This window comes from Streptomyces pimonensis, from assembly GCF_041380215.1.
GTDB lineage: Bacteria > Actinomycetota > Actinomycetes > Streptomycetales > Streptomycetaceae > Streptomyces > Streptomyces pimonensis.
Map to the genome: position 1 here is coordinate 1 of NZ_JAHWZY010000026.1, position 16,253 is coordinate 16,253.

Annotated in this window: 12 protein-coding genes and 2 pseudogenes; 1 reads left to right on the forward strand and 13 read right to left on the reverse strand. The window is 70.8% G+C overall.

The annotated features are described in order from the left end of the window. The 3 genes and pseudogenes from KYY02_RS23250 to KYY02_RS23260 all read right to left on the reverse strand — a co-directional run. A pseudogene (locus KYY02_RS23250) lies at window positions 1-546 on the reverse strand (Rne/Rng family ribonuclease); the annotation flags it as partial. Between the two features lie 261 nt (window positions 547-807). Further along, on the reverse strand, window positions 808-1,584 hold the full coding sequence (locus KYY02_RS23255) for a TIGR03936 family radical SAM-associated protein (RefSeq protein WP_371240921.1): 777 nt from the start codon (window positions 1,582-1,584) through the stop codon (window positions 808-810). 48 nt (window positions 1,585-1,632) lie between these two features. Continuing rightward, window positions 1,633-2,146 (reverse strand): annotated as a pseudogene (locus KYY02_RS23260) (hypothetical protein); the annotation flags it as partial. 325 nt (window positions 2,147-2,471) lie between these two features. Here KYY02_RS23260 and KYY02_RS23265 point away from each other — a divergent pair. Then, the gene (locus KYY02_RS23265; RefSeq protein WP_371240923.1) at window positions 2,472-3,188 is read left to right on the forward strand and encodes a DUF2637 domain-containing protein; all 717 of its coding nucleotides are present in this window, start codon (window positions 2,472-2,474) and stop codon (window positions 3,186-3,188) included. Between the two features lie 60 nt (window positions 3,189-3,248). Here the strand turns inward: KYY02_RS23265 and KYY02_RS23270 are convergent, their stop codons facing one another. From KYY02_RS23270 to folC, 10 genes are all read right to left on the reverse strand, one after another. After that, window positions 3,249-5,198, reverse strand: coding sequence for a TIGR03960 family B12-binding radical SAM protein (locus KYY02_RS23270; protein WP_371240925.1), 1,950 nt, complete (start codon window positions 5,196-5,198; stop codon window positions 3,249-3,251). 64 nt (window positions 5,199-5,262) lie between these two features. Next, window positions 5,263-6,828 carry a CYTH and CHAD domain-containing protein gene (locus tag KYY02_RS23275; protein ID WP_371240927.1) on the reverse strand — a complete coding sequence of 522 codons (1,566 nt, stop codon included), beginning with the start codon at window positions 6,826-6,828 and terminating at the stop codon, window positions 5,263-5,265. 83 nt (window positions 6,829-6,911) lie between these two features. Next, window positions 6,912-8,114 carry a rod shape-determining protein RodA gene (gene rodA, locus KYY02_RS23280; RefSeq protein WP_371240929.1) on the reverse strand — a complete coding sequence of 401 codons (1,203 nt, stop codon included), beginning with the start codon at window positions 8,112-8,114 and terminating at the stop codon, window positions 6,912-6,914. Then, window positions 8,111-10,444, reverse strand: coding sequence for a penicillin-binding protein 2 (mrdA, locus tag KYY02_RS23285; protein WP_371240931.1), 2,334 nt, complete (start codon window positions 10,442-10,444; stop codon window positions 8,111-8,113). The genes rodA and mrdA overlap by 4 nt, the downstream gene beginning before the upstream one ends. 114 nt (window positions 10,445-10,558) lie before the next feature. Then, on the reverse strand, window positions 10,559-11,227 hold the full coding sequence (mreD, locus tag KYY02_RS23290; protein WP_371240933.1) for a rod shape-determining protein MreD: 669 nt from the start codon (window positions 11,225-11,227) through the stop codon (window positions 10,559-10,561). 13 nt (window positions 11,228-11,240) lie between these two features. Beyond that, window positions 11,241-12,182 (reverse strand): rod shape-determining protein MreC, encoded by a 942-nt coding sequence (gene mreC / locus KYY02_RS23295; protein WP_371240935.1) that lies wholly within the window; start codon window positions 12,180-12,182, stop codon window positions 11,241-11,243. 173 nt (window positions 12,183-12,355) lie between these two features. After that, window positions 12,356-13,375, reverse strand: coding sequence for a rod shape-determining protein (locus KYY02_RS23300; protein WP_371240938.1), 1,020 nt, complete (start codon window positions 13,373-13,375; stop codon window positions 12,356-12,358). Window positions 13,376-13,682: 307 nt separating this feature from the next. Continuing rightward, the gene (gene ndk, locus KYY02_RS23305; RefSeq protein ID WP_371240940.1) at window positions 13,683-14,096 is read right to left on the reverse strand and encodes a nucleoside-diphosphate kinase; all 414 of its coding nucleotides are present in this window, start codon (window positions 14,094-14,096) and stop codon (window positions 13,683-13,685) included. 65 nt (window positions 14,097-14,161) lie between these two features. Then, a complete protein-coding gene (locus KYY02_RS23310; RefSeq protein WP_371240942.1) occupies window positions 14,162-14,512 on the reverse strand; it encodes a DUF4233 domain-containing protein in 351 nt (116 codons plus the stop codon). Window positions 14,513-14,518: 6 nt separating this feature from the next. Beyond that, entirely contained in the window at window positions 14,519-16,018 is a 1,500-nt protein-coding gene (folC, locus tag KYY02_RS23315; protein WP_371240944.1) for a bifunctional tetrahydrofolate synthase/dihydrofolate synthase, read from the reverse strand. Window positions 16,019-16,253: the final 235 nt, after the last annotated feature.

Consider the following 16,253-nt stretch of genomic DNA (forward strand, 5'->3'; position numbering starts at 1 on the left):
ACGGCGCGGAACCGCCTCCTCGGCGATGGCCTCCGCGGCTTCGGGCGCGGCCTTCAGGACTTCGGAGGCGGTCCCCGGGGCTTCGGCGGTCGCCGTCGGCGAGGTCACGCTGCGGGTCGCGCGACGCCGGGTACGGCGCGGGGCCGTGTCCTCGGACGTGGCGACGGCGGGCTGCTCGGGAGCCGGAGCGGCCTCGGGCGCGGCGGGCGACGCCGGCACGACGGTCTCGGCGGCCTCCGCCGACTCCGGTGCCCCGGCCGGCGCGGCCGCGCGGCGGACCACACGGCGGCGCCGGGGCGCGGCCGGGGTCTCGACGGGCTCGGCCTCCTTCTCGGTCTCGGCCTCGACGCCGTCCTGCTCCACGGGCTCATCGGGCCCGGGAGCCTCCGCGGCCGGTATGGCCGGCGCGACGGTCTCCGCCGTCGTGTCGGCCGCCCCGGCGGGCGGGCCCGCCGGGCGGGACGCGGCACGCCGCCGCCTCGGCGGCAGGGTGTCGCTGGGAGTCTTCAGTTCGGAACCCTCGGTGGGCTCGGTCGGTTCGAGCATGCGGGCGTTTCTCCCGTCAGGCTCCCGGGCGCCGCACCTGGTCCGGCGAAGCCGGTGACGTCCGCGGCTCGCGCAGTGCGCGATCGCCGCCGTCCGGGGCGCGGGCGCCGCACGGGAGCACTCTGTGTCCTGTCTCGCCGGTTCCGTACGCCGAATGCGCACGGCCTGGCGAAAGTCTTCTGGTCGGTGCGCTGCCCCACCCAGGTGGCTCCCGAGTTCGTGGGCGGCGCTTACGACGTCCGTCCCTTCGCGGGACCTTCCTTACGCCGACGCCGTCGCGGCGGCAGTGGCGCCGGCCGGTTGCGGCTCGGTCGCTGCTGCCTCGCGGTCGGGCGCGAGCGGGTCGGTCACCGTGCCGGTCTCTTCATCGAGCAGCCCCTGCGCCAGCCTGGTCACCGCTGCGGGGACCGGCGGCGCCAGGTCGGCCACGGCGCGGAGACCGGACAGGACGTCGTCGGGTCGTACGGCAGGCGTCACGTGCCGAACAACCAGCCGCAGTATCGCACAGGGGTGGTCGGTCGGCCTATCGGCCGACGACGAGTGCGTTTCCGCGCTCTCCAGCCCCACGACCGCCGAGCGGGCGTCGAAGGTGCGGACGCCGTTCTTGGTCCGGCGCTGGACCTCGACGGTCCCGGCCGCGTTGAAGGCGTCCACCGCACGGCGGGCGTCCTCGGGCCCGACGCCGTCCAGCCGCAGCTCCCACACGGAGGCCGTCAGCCGGTCGGCGAGACCCGATGTGCGGGCCTCGACCGCCTCGACGATGTCGAGCCCGGCAGGCATCGACTCGTCGAGCAGGACCCGGAGCCGCTCGGGGTCACGCGGCTCGGTGAGCGCGATCTCCAGATACTCCGCCTCACTGCCCGTGCCGGTGGGTGCGGCATTGGCGTACGACACCTTCGGGTGCGGTGTGAACCCCGCCGAGTACGCCATCGGCACCTCGGCACGGCGCAGCGCACGCTCGAAGGCGCGCTGGAAGTCACGGTGGCTGGTGAACCGGAGGCGGCCGCGCTTGGTGTAACGCAGTCGGATGCGCTGCACCGCGGGTGCGGGCGGCGGGCCTTCGGGCTGTCGCTTGCCCAGTGTCGTTCAGTCCTTCGTGAGAGCGGTCGTACTGCTACCAAGAGTACGTGCCCGCGGTCCGTTGGGTTCCCGTCGGTGCGTGAGCTGCGGTTCCCTCTCCGTACCGACCTGTTCGCCGAGCAGCGTCCGCCGGAGGCCGGCGCGTGCCCGCCGCACCGACGCGCGGGCGGCGGCGAGGGCCTGCCGGGTGACCCGGCCCACCGCGCGGGCGGCGTCCCCGAGAGGCCGCGGCACCACGTCGCACACCACATGCCCCACCGGGGGCAGCACCCTTCGGTACGCCCACCGCACCGGCTCCACGAACACCCACCGGAGGAGCGTCCCCAGACACCGCCCGGCGGCGAGTGGAACGTACCCGGCGACGCGCCAGGCATGCCCGAGGGCGTCCCCGCCCCCGCACGACGACCGCGAGCGCACGTCCCACGGGCGCCGGCACCCGGCGCCATACCGCGAGCGCGGGCAGCACCAGCACCAGCACCAGCACCACGATCCGCACGGGGACGCGGACCCCCACGACGAGACAGCCCGCGACCGCGGACGCGGCGGCGGGCGGGCCGGCTTCCCGAGAACCATGCCTGCGAAGACGCGGGTACGGCCCGTCCGCATCCCACGTCCGAGACGTCGCTCACCTCATACGCTGAACACCGATAGGACATAAGAATTCCGCGACTTATATAAAACAATTTTCTCTGCGGGCGTTCACTCATTCGCCACGCATCCCAGCACAACAGCCGCCGTTAGTCGCTATATGACGAAGGCAAGCATGCCCGGGCTCATCAGGCCCGACGGGGGGAATTCATGGAAATCCGGCCTCGCCGGCCGCCGGATCGGCGAGGCCGGCTGACATGAATCACGAACGCTACGACCCTCTCGTCTACGCGGAATCCATGGAATCGTCCGTACCGCACTGGGACCCGGCCGAGGAACTCGCCTATCTGCTCCAGGAAGCCCGCAGCGAGGAACCCTCCGGGGTCACCGTGCCGCAGCCCCGCGAAGAGGTCCCGGTCACCGCTCCCCCGGCCGGCAGCCCCCTGGGCAACCTGCAGGAGATCACGGCGGAACTGCCGCCCCTGCGCGCCGCGCCACGCGGCCACCGCAAACCCCCACGCCAACGCCCCGACGCGCTGCGCCTCGCCAGCTACACCACCGCCGCCCTGACAGCGGTCACCGTGTCGATGGTCAGCGTCCTCAGCGGCGTCGTCACCTACGACCCCCTGCTCCTCGTCACCACGGCCCACAGCAGCGGCAGTTCCTCCGCCTGGTGGCCCGTGCTGGTCTACGGCCCCTGGCTGGCGGGCTCGTTGTCCGTCCTCCGCGCGGCACTGCACCAACGGCGCGCCCTGCACTCGTGGTTCGTCGTCCTCTCCTTCTCGTTCTTCGCCGTCATGCTCTGCGTGGCCCAGGCCCCCCGGACGATCACCGACACAGCCGCCGCGGCTCTTCCGGGCGTGGCCGCCCTGGCCTGCTTCCAGCAACTCGTCCGCCAGATCACCCTCACCCGCCCGCCCCGCCGCGCCGCTCCCCGCCATCGCGTACGCCAGTACGGCCGTGACCTCCGGTGACCCCGGTGACACGCCGAAGCCCCCTCCGTGTGCGGAGGGGGCTTCGGCGTTCGTCACCGCTCAGGAAGCGGGTGCCGCGTTCTTGACCGTCAACGGCAGCAGCTTCTTGCCGGTGGGGCCGATCTGGATGGCCGTGTCCATCTGCGGGCACACGCCGCAGTCGAAGCACGGGGTCCAGCGGCAGTCCTCGACCTCCGTCTCGTCGAGGGCGTCCTGCCAGTCCTCCCAGAGCCAGTCCTTGTCGAGGCCGGAGTCGAGGTGGTCCCAGGGGAGGACCTCCTCGTAGGTGCGCTCGCGGGTGGTGTACCAGTCGACGTCCACGCCGAACTGTGCGAGGGCCTTGTCGGCGCAGTCCATCCAGCGGTCGTACGAGAAGTGCTCACGCCAGCCGTCGAAGCGGCCGCCGTCCTCGTAGACCGCGCGGATGACCGCGCCGACGCGGCGGTCGCCGCGCGAGAGCAGGCCCTCGACGATGCCGGGCTTGCCGTCGTGGTAGCGGAAGCCGATGGAACGGCCGTACTTCTTGTCGCCGCGGATCCTGTCGCGGAGCTTGGCGAGGCGTTCGTCCGTCTGCTCGGCGGAGAGCTGCGGAGCCCACTGGAACGGGGTGTGCGGCTTGGGGACGAAGCCGCCGATGGAGACCGTGCAGCGGATGTCGTTGGAGCCGGAGACCTCCCGGCCCTTGGCGATCACGCGGGTGGCCATGTCGGCGATCTGGAGGACGTCGTCGTCGGTCTCGGTGGGCAGGCCGCACATGAAGTACAGCTTCACCTGGCGCCAGCCGTTGCCGTAGGCCGTGGCGACGGTCCGGATGAGGTCGTCCTCGGAGACCATCTTGTTGATGACCTTGCGGATGCGCTCCGAGCCGCCCTCCGGGGCGAAGGTGAGGCCCGAGCGCCGGCCGTTGCGGGTCAGCTCGTTCGCCAGGTCGATGTTGAAGGCGTCGACGCGGGTGGAAGGGAGGGAGAGGCCGATCCTGTCCTCCTCGTAGCGGTCGGCGAGGCCCTTGGCGATGTCGCCGATCTCCGAGTGGTCCGCTGAGGAGAGGGAGAGCAGGCCGACCTCCTCGAAGCCCGTGGCCTTCAGGCCCTTGTCGACCATCTCGCCGATACCGGTGATCGAGCGCTCCCGGACCGGGCGGGTGATCATGCCGGCCTGGCAGAAGCGGCAGCCCCGGGTGCAGCCGCGGAAGATCTCCACGGACATGCGCTCGTGGACGGTCTCCGCGAGCGGGACGAGGGGCTGCTTGGGGTAGGGCCACTCGTCGAGGTCCATCACCGTGTGCTTGGAGACGCGCCACGGGACGCCCGACCTGTTCGGTACGACGCGGGCGATGCGGCCGTCGGGGAGGTACTCGACGTCGTAGAAGCCGGGGACGTACACCCCGCCGGTCCTCGCCAGGCGGAAGAGGAGTTCCTCGCGGCCGCCGGGGCGGCCCTCCTGCTTCCAGGCTCGGACGATCCGCGTGACCTCCAGGACGGCCTGCTCGCCGTCGCCGATGACCGCGCAGTCGATGAAGTCGGCGATCGGCTCGGGGTTGAAGGCGGCGTGGCCGCCGGCCATGACGATCGGGTCGTCGAGGCCGCGGTCCTTGGCCTCCAGCGGGATGCCGGCCAGGTCCAGGGCGGTGAGCATGTTGGTGTAGCCGAGCTCGGTGGAGAAGCTCAGGCCGAACACGTCGAAGGCCTTCACCGGGCGGTGGCTGTCGACCGTGAACTGCGGGACGTGGTGCTCCCGCATCAGCGCCTCGAGGTCCGGCCAGACGCTGTAGGTGCGCTCGGCGAGGACGCCGTCCTGTTCGTTGAGGACCTCGTAGAGGATCATGACACCCTGGTTGGGCAGTCCGACCTCGTAGGCGTCGGGGTACATGAGCGCCCAGCGGACGTCGCAGCTGTCCCACGGTTTGACCGTGGAGTTGAGCTCTCCGCCGACGTACTGGATCGGCTTCTGCACATGCGGGAGCAGAGCTTCGAGCTGCGGGAACACAGACTCGGCGGCTTCGGCAGGCATCTCGCGAACCTTTGTGTGCTGAGTGGGGTGACCATTCAGCGTAACGCGGCCGGAGGGGTGTTCCCTACGTCGTCCAGGGCCGGAGGCCCTTGGTGATCGCCTTCCAGGCTTCGGGGAGGGCGGCCTCGACGAGTTCCGCGCGGCGTTCCTCGCGGGCGTGGAGGACGCCGTAGGTGAAGGCGCTCTCGCCCGCGGCGTGGGCGACGGCGGCGAGCTCGCGGAGGGTCTTGCGGGCCATGACGCTGTCCTGGTGGTCGCCGAACAGGTCCTGGAGCGACTTCATGGCCTTGGTGAGGTCGTCCGCCGGTCGGCCGAGCGCGGGGGCGGCGGCCTCGGCGGCGTAGCGGGTGCGCTTGGTCTTCTTGCGGGCCTCGTGCAGGGCGACGTCGCGGTCGGTGCCGGGCGGGAGGTCCAGGGCGCGGGTGACCAGGCCGGTCAGTTTGTCGAGGTCCTTGCGCACGGCTTTGGTGAGGGCCTTCTCCGGTGCGGCTCCGGCCTTCTTGCGCAGGGGCGGGTCGGTGAGCAGGGCGTCCAGGGAGTCGAGGAGGGCGAGGTGGCGGCGGGAGTCGAGGATGCCGGTGAGGTGGCCGTGGGCGCCGGTGTGGCGGGCCTCGGCCCAGGTGGTGAGGCGGTGGCCGACGGGGCCGGCGACGAGGGGGGCGGGCAGGTCGGCGAGGGACGAGCGGAGGCGTTCGGCGAGCACTTCCTGGTCGCGGTCCAGGCCCAGCTCGGCGGCCAGCCATTTCAGGTCGTCGCCGATGGGGTCGGTCACCTCGCGGTCGAGGATGGTGCGGAAGGAGCGGAAGGTGCTGCGCAGGCGGCGGGTGGCGACTCTCATGCGGTGCACGGAGTCGGGGACGTCCTGGCGTACGGCGGGGTCGAGTTCGACGAGGGCGTCGCGCTGGGCGCGGACGTAGGCGAGGACGTGGTCGCCGGCGGTGACGGGTTTCCCGTCCGCCCTCGGCCGGTGTTTCCGCCGCGGGGCGGCCTCCGGTGCGGTGGCGGATGCGGCTGTCGCGGTCGTCGCGCTGTCCGGTGTCGTATCGGCCAGTGCCCTGGCGAGTTTGGAGGCGGACTTCGAGGGGCGTATGCCGGCTTTGCGCAGGCGTTTCTCGACCTTGTCGAGGAAGGCGGGGTCGCCGTCGTCGGCGAGTTCGACCTCGATCTCGGTCCACCGGGCGGTGCCGCCGTCGTCGGTGAGGCGTTCGGCGTGGACGGTGTCGACGCCGACCTCGGCGAGCAGTCGGCCGTCGGCGTCCACCAGATGGCGTACGTCGCGGTCGGAGCGCAGCCGGACGACGGGCAGCAGTGCGCTGCCGCGGACACGGGAGCGCACGAGGGCGGCGAGTTCGTCCGGGAGGGTGTCGCGGAGTGGGGCGTGGATCTCGTCGCGCACTCCGGGGGCGACGGGGAACTTCAGGTGCCAGCCGGCGTCGGAACCGCCGGTGCGGCGGCGCAGGGTGACGGAGGACGCGGCGAGGCGTTGGTCGGCGGTGTCGTGGTAGGTGGCGTCGAGGTGGGTGACGCCCTTGTCGACGACGGTCGCCACGCCGGGGACGCGCGTCAGGTCGGGCAGTTCGCTGTCGTCGGACTCGTACTTTCGCTCGATTTCACGCTTGGTATCCGCCATGAGGTGCGTCTATCCGTCATGCGTGGATCTAGTCGTCACGGGCGCGCAGCGGCGGTGGGCCGCCGCTGCGCGCCCGTGACGGTTCACGCGGACATCGGCCGTTGCATCCGGATGGACTGCAGCAGGCCCACGGCGAGCCAGACGGCGAACATGGAGGAGCCTCCGTAGGAGACGAACGGCAGGGGCAGACCGGTGACGGGCATGATGCCGAGGGTCATGCCGATGTTCTCGAAGGCCTGGAAGGCGAACCAGGCGACGACGCCGGCGGCGACGATCGTGCCGTACAGGTCGGTGGTGTCGCGGGCGATGCGGCAGGCGCGCCAGAGGATGACGCCGAGCAGGCCGATGATCAGTGCGCCACCGACGAAGCCGAGTTCCTCGCCGGCGACGGTGAAGACGAAGTCGGTCTGCTGTTCGGGGACGAACTGGCCGGTGGTCTGGGAGCCCTGGAAGAGGCCGGAGCCGGTGAGCCCGCCGGAGCCGATGGCGATGCGGGCCTGGTTGGTGTTGTAGCCGACGCCGGCGGGGTCGAGCTCGGGGTTGGCGAAGGCGGCGAAGCGGTTGATCTGGTACTCGTCGAGGATTCCGAGCTGCCAGACGGTGACCGCGCCGATCGCTCCGGCGCCGAGCAGGCCGAAGGTCCAGCGGTTGGAGGCGCCGGAGGCGAGCAGCACGCCGAGCACGATGATGACCATGACCATGACCGACCCGAGGTCGGGCATGAGCATCACGATCAGCATGGGGACGACGGCCAGCCCGAGGGCCTGGAGGACCGTGCGGTGATCGGGGTAGGGCTTGTCGCCGGCGTCGACGCGTGCGGCGAGCAGCATCGCCATCCCCAGGATGATCGTGACCTTCACGAACTCGGAGGGCTGGAGGGAGAAGCCGCCGGGGAGCTTGATCCAGGAGTGGGCGCCGTTGATGGTGGAGCCCAGCGGGGTGAGCACCAGCAGGATCAGGAAGACGGAGGCGCCGTACAGCAGGGGTACGGCCGTGCGCAGGGTGCGGTGGCCGAGCCAGAGGACGCCGATCATCAGGGCGAGTCCGATGCCGGTGTTGAGCCAGTGCCGGACCAGGAAGTAGTAGGGGTCGCCCTGGTTGAGTTCGGTGCGGTTGCGGGTGGCCGAGTAGACCAGGAGCGAGCCCAGCAGGGACAGGGCGAGCGCCGAGAGCAGTATCGGCCAGTCGAGGCGGCGGGCCGGGGAGTCGCGGGCGAAGACCCGTGTCCAGCCGGCCCGCTCCGGTCCGTATCCGGAGACCTGGAAGCTGTTGACGCCGCCGGTCATGACGCCGTCCCCCGTGCTCCGGTACGGCCGCACCGGTGGCGTGCGCGGCAGCGGGGGCGGGTGTCGCCGCGTCGTGGTCCGCCGCCGCCCCGCCGTCGCTCGCGGCGGCGGGTGTCGCGGTTGGTGTTCTCCGGTGAGGGGACCGTGCCGGTCTGCTGGAGGTCGGCCGGGTCGCCCTGCGGGGTGGTGGCCTGTGCGCCGGGCGAGGGGGTCGCCCGGTCCTTGGCGGGGTCCTTGGAGATCTTCGGGGACGTGATGGTGCCGTCCGCGCGGACCTTGGGGAGGTTCTTCTGCGGCGTGGACAGCAGCGCCTTCTTCTTGTCGATCTCGCCGTCCTCGGAGACGCCGTACAGGGCGTTGTAGATGTTGCGCACGGCGGGGCCCGAGGCTCCGGAGCCCGTACCGCCCTGGGAGATCGTCATGACGATCGAGTAGTCCTTGGTGTACGTGGCGAACCACGAGGTGGTCTGCTTGCCGTGGACCTCGGCGGTACCGGTCTTGGCGTGCATCGGGATCTCGTCCTGCGGCCAGCCCTCGAACCGCCATGCGGCCGTACCGCGGGTGGCGACTCCTTCGAGGGCCTCGTCTATCTGGCTGAGCGTCTTCTTCGTCATCGGCAGCTTGGCGTGCGCCTGGGGCTCGATCTCCGTGACCGTCTTGCCGTCGGGACTGATGACGGCCTTGCCGACGGTGGGTTCGTAGAGGGTGCCGCCGTTGGAGAGGGCCGCGTAGACGGTGGCCATCTGGATGGGGGTGACGAGCGTGTCGCCCTGGCCGATGGAGTAGTTGACGGAGTCACCCGCGCGCAGCCGGTTGCCTTCGAGGCAGTTCTCGTAGGCGATCTTCTCGGCGTAGGTGCCGTCCTTCTTCCCGTACTTGCACCAGGCGTCCTTGTTGGCCGTCCAGTAGTCGAGCTTCCACTGGCGGTCGGGGACGCGGCCGGTGACCTCGTTGGGCAGGTCGATGCCGGTCTCGGCGCCGAGGCCGAACTGGTGGGCCGTCTTGTAGAACCAGTCGTTGGCGTCCTTCTTCGGCTTGTTGCCGCCGTCGCGCTTCCACTCCTCGTGGGAGAGGGCGTAGAAGACGGTGTCGCAGGACACCTCCAGGGCGCGGCCGAGGCTGATCGCGCCGTGGTCCTGGGACTCGAAGTTCTTGAAGACCTGTCCGCCGATGGAGTACGAGCTGGAGCAGTCGTAGGGGCCTTCGAAGGAGTAGCCGGCGTTGATCGCGGCGGCCGTGGGGATGACCTTGAAGATGGAGCCGGGGGCCGACTGGCCCTGGATGGCGCGGTTGAGCAGCGGGTAGTTGGACTTCTTGCCAGTAAGGGCGGCGTAGTCCTTGGCGGAGATGCCGCCGACCCAGGCGTTGGGGTCGTAGGTCGGGTTGGAGGCCATGGCGACGACACGGCCGGTCTTGGCCTCCATGACGACGACGGCCCCGGAGTCGGCCTCGTAGTTGCGGTTGGTGTTGCGGTCGTGCTGCTTGCGGGCTTCCTTCATCGCCTCGTTCAGCTCGTACTCGGCGATGCGCTGGACGCGCGCGTCGATGCTGGTGACGAGGTTGGCGCCGGGCTCGGCGGGGTCGGACTCGGCCTCGCCGATGACGCGGCCGAGGTTGTCGACCTCGTAGCGGGTGACGCCGGCCTTGCCGCGCAGCTGCTTGTCGTACTGGCGCTCCAGGCCGGAGCGGCCGACCATGTCGGAGCGCAGGTAGGGCGAGCTGGTGTCCTGGGCCTTGGTGATCTCCTCGTCGGTGACGGGTGAGAGGTAACCGAGGACCTGGGCGGTGTTGGCCTTGCCGGGGCTCGGGTAGCGTCGCAGGGCCTGCGGCTCGGCGGTGATGCCGGGGAAGTCCTCGGCGCGCTCACGGATCTGCAGGGCCTGTTTGGCGGTGGCCTCGTCGGTGATGGGGATGGGCTGGTACGGCGAGCCGTTCCAGCAGGGCTGGGGGGTCTCGGCGTCGCAGAGGCGGACCTTCCGGAGGACTTCCTCGGCCTCCATGCCGAGGACTCCGGCGAGTTTGGTGAGGACCGCCTTGCCGTCGTCCTTCATCTTCAGCAGGTCGGTGCGGGAGGCGGAGACGACCAGGCGGGTCTCGTTGTCGGCGAGGGGCACTCCGCGGGCGTCCAGGATGGAGCCGCGGACCGCGGGCTGGACGACCTGCTGGACGTGGTTGCCGGAGGCCTCCTTGGCGTACTGGTCGCCCTCGCGGATCTGGAGGTACCACAGGCGCCCGCCGAGGGTGCCGAGGAGGGAGATGACGAGGACCTGGATGACGACGAGCCGGATCTGGACCCGCGGGCTGCGGCCGGTCTCGGGGATGTTGGTCACGCGGTTTCCTCCTCTCTCAGAGCGCGTACGCGGATGCGGATACGAGTGGTGAACGGCCGGGCCGTGGGCCCGCGTTCCGTCGTCGTTCACTCGTTCCGGTGAAGTTGTGCGAGGTCACAGGCGCTTGACCCCCTTGATGCGTCCGGCACGGGCCACCCGGGCACGGGCCGCCTTGACCCGCAGTCCGTTGCGCTGCCCTCCGATGCGCAGTCCGGTGCCGCCGGAGAGCCAGCCGGAGGCGACGTCGCCGGACTTGGCGGGGTTGGTCTCGGCGAGCGGGTCGTTCTCGGCGCGCCGGGCCAGGGCCATGACGCCGGGGACGACGAACGGCGCGAGCAGCAGGTCGTACAGAGCGGCGGTGAACAGCAGTCCGCCCAGGCCGACATGGCGGGCGTCGGTGTCGCCGACGAGGGCGCCGACACCGGCGTAGAGCAGGGTGGAGCCGACGGCGGCGGCGACGACCACGACCATCGGGCCGGTCGCCGACCTCACCTGGCCGTTCTCGGGCTTGACGAGTCCGGCGAGGTAGCCGATGACGCACAGCACGAGGGCGTACCGCCCGGCGGCGTGGTCGGCGGGCGGGGCGAGGTCGGCGAGGAGTCCGGCGGCGAAGCCGACGAGGGCGCCGCCGACGTGGCCGTAGACCAGGGCGAGGCCCAGGACGGTGAGCAGCAGCAGGTCGGGGACGGCGCCCGGGAGGTGGAGCCGGGCGAGGACGCTCACCTGGACCACCAGGGCGACGACGATCAGCGAGCTGGAGAGCAGGATCCGGTTGACGCGCATGGTGTGACAGCTCCTACTGCTCTTGCTGGTTCAGGCCGTCGGCAGAGGCGGGGGGCGTGACGGTCACCGTCACGGTCGGCGTGGGGGCCGGCTTCGGCTTCTTGGGCAGCACCGTGTCGCGCGGGTCCTTCTCGGGGGCCTGGACGACGACGCCGACCACGTCGAGCTTGCTGAAGCTGACGAACGGCGTGACGGAGAGGGTGCGGGTGAGACCGCCGCCGGAGGGGTCGACGCGGGAGACGACGCCGACGGGAACGCCGGGCACGAACGGCTTGTCCGCCTGGGAGCCGAAGGTGACCAGACGGTCGCCCTTCTTGATCTCGGCCTTGCCGTTGAGGAGTTCGACGCGCAGCGGACGGTCGCCCTGGCCGGAGGCGAAGCCGAGCTCGTCGGTGGTCTCCATACGGGTGCCGACGGTGAAGTCGGGGTCGGTGGCGAGCAGCACGGTGGCGGTGTCGGGGCCGACGGTGGTGACGCGGCCGACGAGTCCGTCGCCGTTGAGGACGGTCATGTCGCGCTCGATGCCGTCGTCGGCTCCGGCGTCGATGGTGATGGTCCAGGAGAAGCCCTGGGCCGCTCCTATGGCGATGACCTGGGCGCCCTTGATGCCGTACTGGCCCTGGCCGGAGATCTTCAGCAGGCCGTCGAGCTGCTTGAGGCGGCTGCGGCTGCGGTCGTCGCTGCCGAGTTCGGCCTTGAGCGCGGTGTTCTCCCGCTCCAGCTCGGCGAGCCGGTCGTGCCGGTCGCCGGACTCGCGGACGGCGGAGACGGCGTTGCCGATCGGGTCGACCGCGCCGGACAAGCCGTTCTCGATCGGGCCGAAGACGGTCGCCGCGGCCTGTCGGGCACCGTCGACCGGTGAGTCCTCCCCGCCACGGATGTCCACCGTGATCAGTGCGAACGCGATGGCGATCAGCAGCACCAGGAGCAGCCGGCTCTCTCGTGTGTCCCTCACGTGCGGCGGCCGTGCCTTCCTCGTCGAGAACGGGTATGAGGTGGGGGTCTGTTCAGGTGTGGTGAAGGCGCTTCGAACGGTGTTTCGAGGCGTGGTGAGGAGATTATGCCTCTATATCAACGATCCGCCGTACGGAGGGTGTTCATCCCGTACGGCGGAACCGAAGCGTCACGTCATCTGCGCGGCTGGGCGTCGAGCACCTGCTGAAGCGCCTCGAACTCCTCGACGCACTTGCCGGAACCGAGCGCCACGCTGTCCAGCGGGTCCTCGGCGATGTGGATCGGCATGCCCGTCTCCCGGCGCAGCCGCTCGTCGAGGCCGCGCAGCAGGGCCCCGCCGCCGGTCAGCACGATTCCCCGGTCCATGATGTCGCCCGACAGCTCCGGCGGGCACTTGTCGAGGGTCGTCTTGACGGCGTCCACGATGGCGTTGACCGGCTCCTCGATCGCCTTGCGCACTTCGGTGGCGGAGATCACCACGGTCTTCGGCAGTCCGGAGACGAGGTCCCGGCCGCGGATCTCGGTGTGCTCGTCGGTGTCCAGGTCGTACGCCGAACCGATCGTGATCTTGATCTGTTCGGCCGTCCGCTCACCCAGCAGGAGGGAGTACTCCTTCTTGATGTGCTGGATGATCGCGTTGTCCAGCTCGTCACCCGCGACGCGGATGGACTGGGCGGTGACGATGCCGCCGAGGGAGATGACCGCGACTTCCGTGGTACCGCCGCCGATGTCCACCACCATGTTGCCGGTGGCCTCGTGGACCGGCAGTCCGGAGCCGATGGCGGCGGCCATGGGCTCCTCGATGATGTGCACCTGGCGAGCGCCGGCCTGGGACGACGCCTCGATGACGGCGCGGCGCTCGACGCCGGTGATGCCCGAGGGCACACAGACGACGACCCGCGGACGAGCCAGGTACCGCCGCTTGTGGATCTTCAGGATGAAGTAGCGGAGCATCCGCTCGGTGATCTCGAAGTCGGCGATGACACCGTCCTTCAGCGGACGCACGGCGACGATGTTGCCGGGCGTGCGCCCGATCATCTTCTTCGCCTCGGAGCCGACCGCGAGGATGCCACCGGTGTTGGTGTTGATCGCGACGACGGAGGGTTCGTTGAGTACGATCCCACGACCCCTGACGTACACCAGCGTGTTGGCGGTCCCGAGGTCGACAGCCATGTCACGGCCGATGAACGACATTGAGTTCCCCATCAGGATTCGTCTGGCCTCCCCACGAGCTTTTCAGGGCTTTCCGGGTCGGCGAGGTGGGTGCGGTGACGTGAATGATTCCATCGTAGACGCGCCTTCGCGAGCACCGCGCGAGGGTCCTTCGTCATTGTCATCAGATGGCGTCATCCCCTGCTTGTGGAGACGACCCATCGGGGGCATCCGTTCCCCCGAACGCCGCGCATACACCAAAAAAGGGCCCGGGGGCAAAGCCCCCAGACCACCCGAGAGACGGCCAAACGCTCCGAACGCGGCCGCGACGTGATCGTTATGCGCGAAGTTACGCGCGATCCGGGAAGAAGATCTTCACCTCGCGCTCGGCGGACTCCTCGGAGTCGGAGGCGTGGATCAGGTTCTCCCGGACGATCACACCGAAGTCGCCGCGGATCGAACCCGGCGCCGCAGCGACCGGGTCGGTGGGGCCCGCCAGTTGGCGCACCCCCTCGATGACCCGCTCGCCCTCGACGATCATCGCCACGACCGGCCCGGAGGCCATGAACCCCACCAGCGGCTCGTAGAACGGCTTGCCCTTGTGCTCGCCGTAGTGCTGCTCCAGCGTGTCCTGGTCCAGGGCGCGCAGCTCCAGTGCGGTGATCTGCCAGCCGGCCTTGCGCTCGATACGGCTGATGATCTCGCCGGTCAGGCCACGACGTACGGCGTCGGGCTTGAGCAGGACGAGGGTGCGCTGGGTCACGACGGAGCTCCTTGTACGTGAAGTGGTGCGGGAGGACGAGGTTACCGGGCGTGTCGGAACATCTGTCACGCAGCGTCAGGCCGGTCCGCCTGCGCGGCGAAACGGGCCTTCGCTTCGTCCACCTTTCGCCCGAAGTGCACCGACGCCCACCACAGCAGCGCGAAGAGCGCCCCCATGAAGAACATCGTCGGGACGAAGACGCCGGAGACGACGAGGGCGGCCTGCAGCGCCCAGCCGAGTGCCACCCCGCCGGGCCGCGTGATCACCCCGCACAGGGCCACGCACAGGAACATCGCGATGCCGCAGACCGTCCACACCGTGCCGGTGGACAGGTCCGCGTCCTTCATCGCGACCAGCCCGGCGAAACCGATGATGAAGAACTCGCCGATCAGGGTCGACGCACAGAGCGTACGCACGGGATCTCAGCCCCTCCCCAGGAGCAGTCGGGCCTCGCCGACGGTGATGACGGAACCGGTGACGAGCACACCGCCGCCCGCGAACTCGCCCTCCTCCTCGGCCAGCGTGATCGCGGCCTCCAGGGCGTCCGGCAGCCGCGGCTCGACCTGGACGCGGTCCTCGCCGAACACCTCGACGGCGATCGCCGCCAGCTCGTCGGCGTCCATCGCGCGGTGGCTGGTGTTCTGGGTGACGACGACCTCGGCGAAGACCGGCTCGAACGCCTCCAGCAGCCCGCGCACGTCCTTGTCGCCGCTCGCGCCGACGACACCGATGAGCCGGCTGAACTGGAACGCCTCCCCGATCGCCGCGGCCGCCGCCCGCGCGCCCGCGGGGTTGTGGGCGGCGTCCAGGACGACGGTCGGCGAACGCCGTACGACCTCCAGCCGGCCCGGGGAGGCGACGGCGGCGAACGCCTTGCGCACCGTGTCGACGTCGAGCGGCTGGGCGTGCCGGGCGCCGACTCCGAAGAACGCCTCCACCGCGGCGAGCGCCACGGCCGCGTTGTGGGCCTGGTGTTCGCCGTGCAGCGGGAGATACACCTCGGGGTACTCGCCGCCGAGTCCACGCAGCGTCACCAGCTGGCCGCCGACGGCGACCTGCCGGGCCACGACCCCGAACTCCAGGCCCTCCCGGGCCACCGTCGCGTCCACCTCGACGGCCTTCTTCAGCAGCACCTGCGCGGCGTCCACCGGCTGCTGCGCCATGATCACCGTCGCGTCCGGCTTGACGATGCCGGACTTCTCGGTGGCGATCTCGGCGGACGTGGTGCCGAGCCGGTCGGTGTGGTCGAGGTCGATCGGCGTCACCACGGCGACGCCGGCGTCGATCACGTTCGTCGCGTCCCAGGTGCCGCCCATGCCGACCTCGACGACCGCCACGTCCACGGGGGCGTCGGCGAAGGCGGCGTACGCCATGCCGGTGAGCACCTCGAAGAAGGACAGCCGGTACTCCTGCTGGGCGTCGACCATCTCGACGTACGGCTTGACGTCCTGGTACGTCTCGATGAACCGCTCGGCGGAGACCGGGGCCCCGTCGAGGCTGATCCGCTCGGTGATCGACTGGACGTGCGGGGAGGTGTAGCGGCCGGTGCGCAGATCGAAGGCGCCGAGCAGGGCCTCGATCATGCGGGCGGTGGAGGTCTTGCCGTTGGTGCCGGTGATGTGGATCGAGGGGTACGAGCGCTGGGGCTCGCCCAGGACGTCCATCAGCGCGGCGATGCGGGCGACCGAGGGCTCCAGCTTGGTCTCGCCCCAGCGGGTGGCGAGCTCCGCCTCGACCTCGCGCAGGGCCTTGTCGACCTCGGGGTCCTCGGGGCGGGCGGGCACGTCCGCCTGCGGCGGGCCGCCCTGGGTGCGCAGGGTACGGCTGCCGGCCTCGATCACCGCGAGGTCGGGGTCGCGGTCGGTCTCGGCCGCGACGATCTCGTCGAAGGAGCCGCTGTCGTTCGGGGGGAGCTCACTCACGCAGACCAGTCTACGTACCCCGCTTCCACGGCCGGCCGCACCGCCTCCGCGGGCAAGTCGTGCCTCCCCCCGGAGCCGCGAGGGTCCGAGAGGTGCCCCGGGGCGGCGCGGGCGGGCGCGGGCGGGCGCGGCGGCGCCTCGTCGGCGCCGAGCGGCGTGGCCCCGCCCCCCGGGCGGCCGAAGACCCCCGGAGCCGTTCGGCTCCGGGGGTCTTCGGCCGGTCGTTTCACTCATC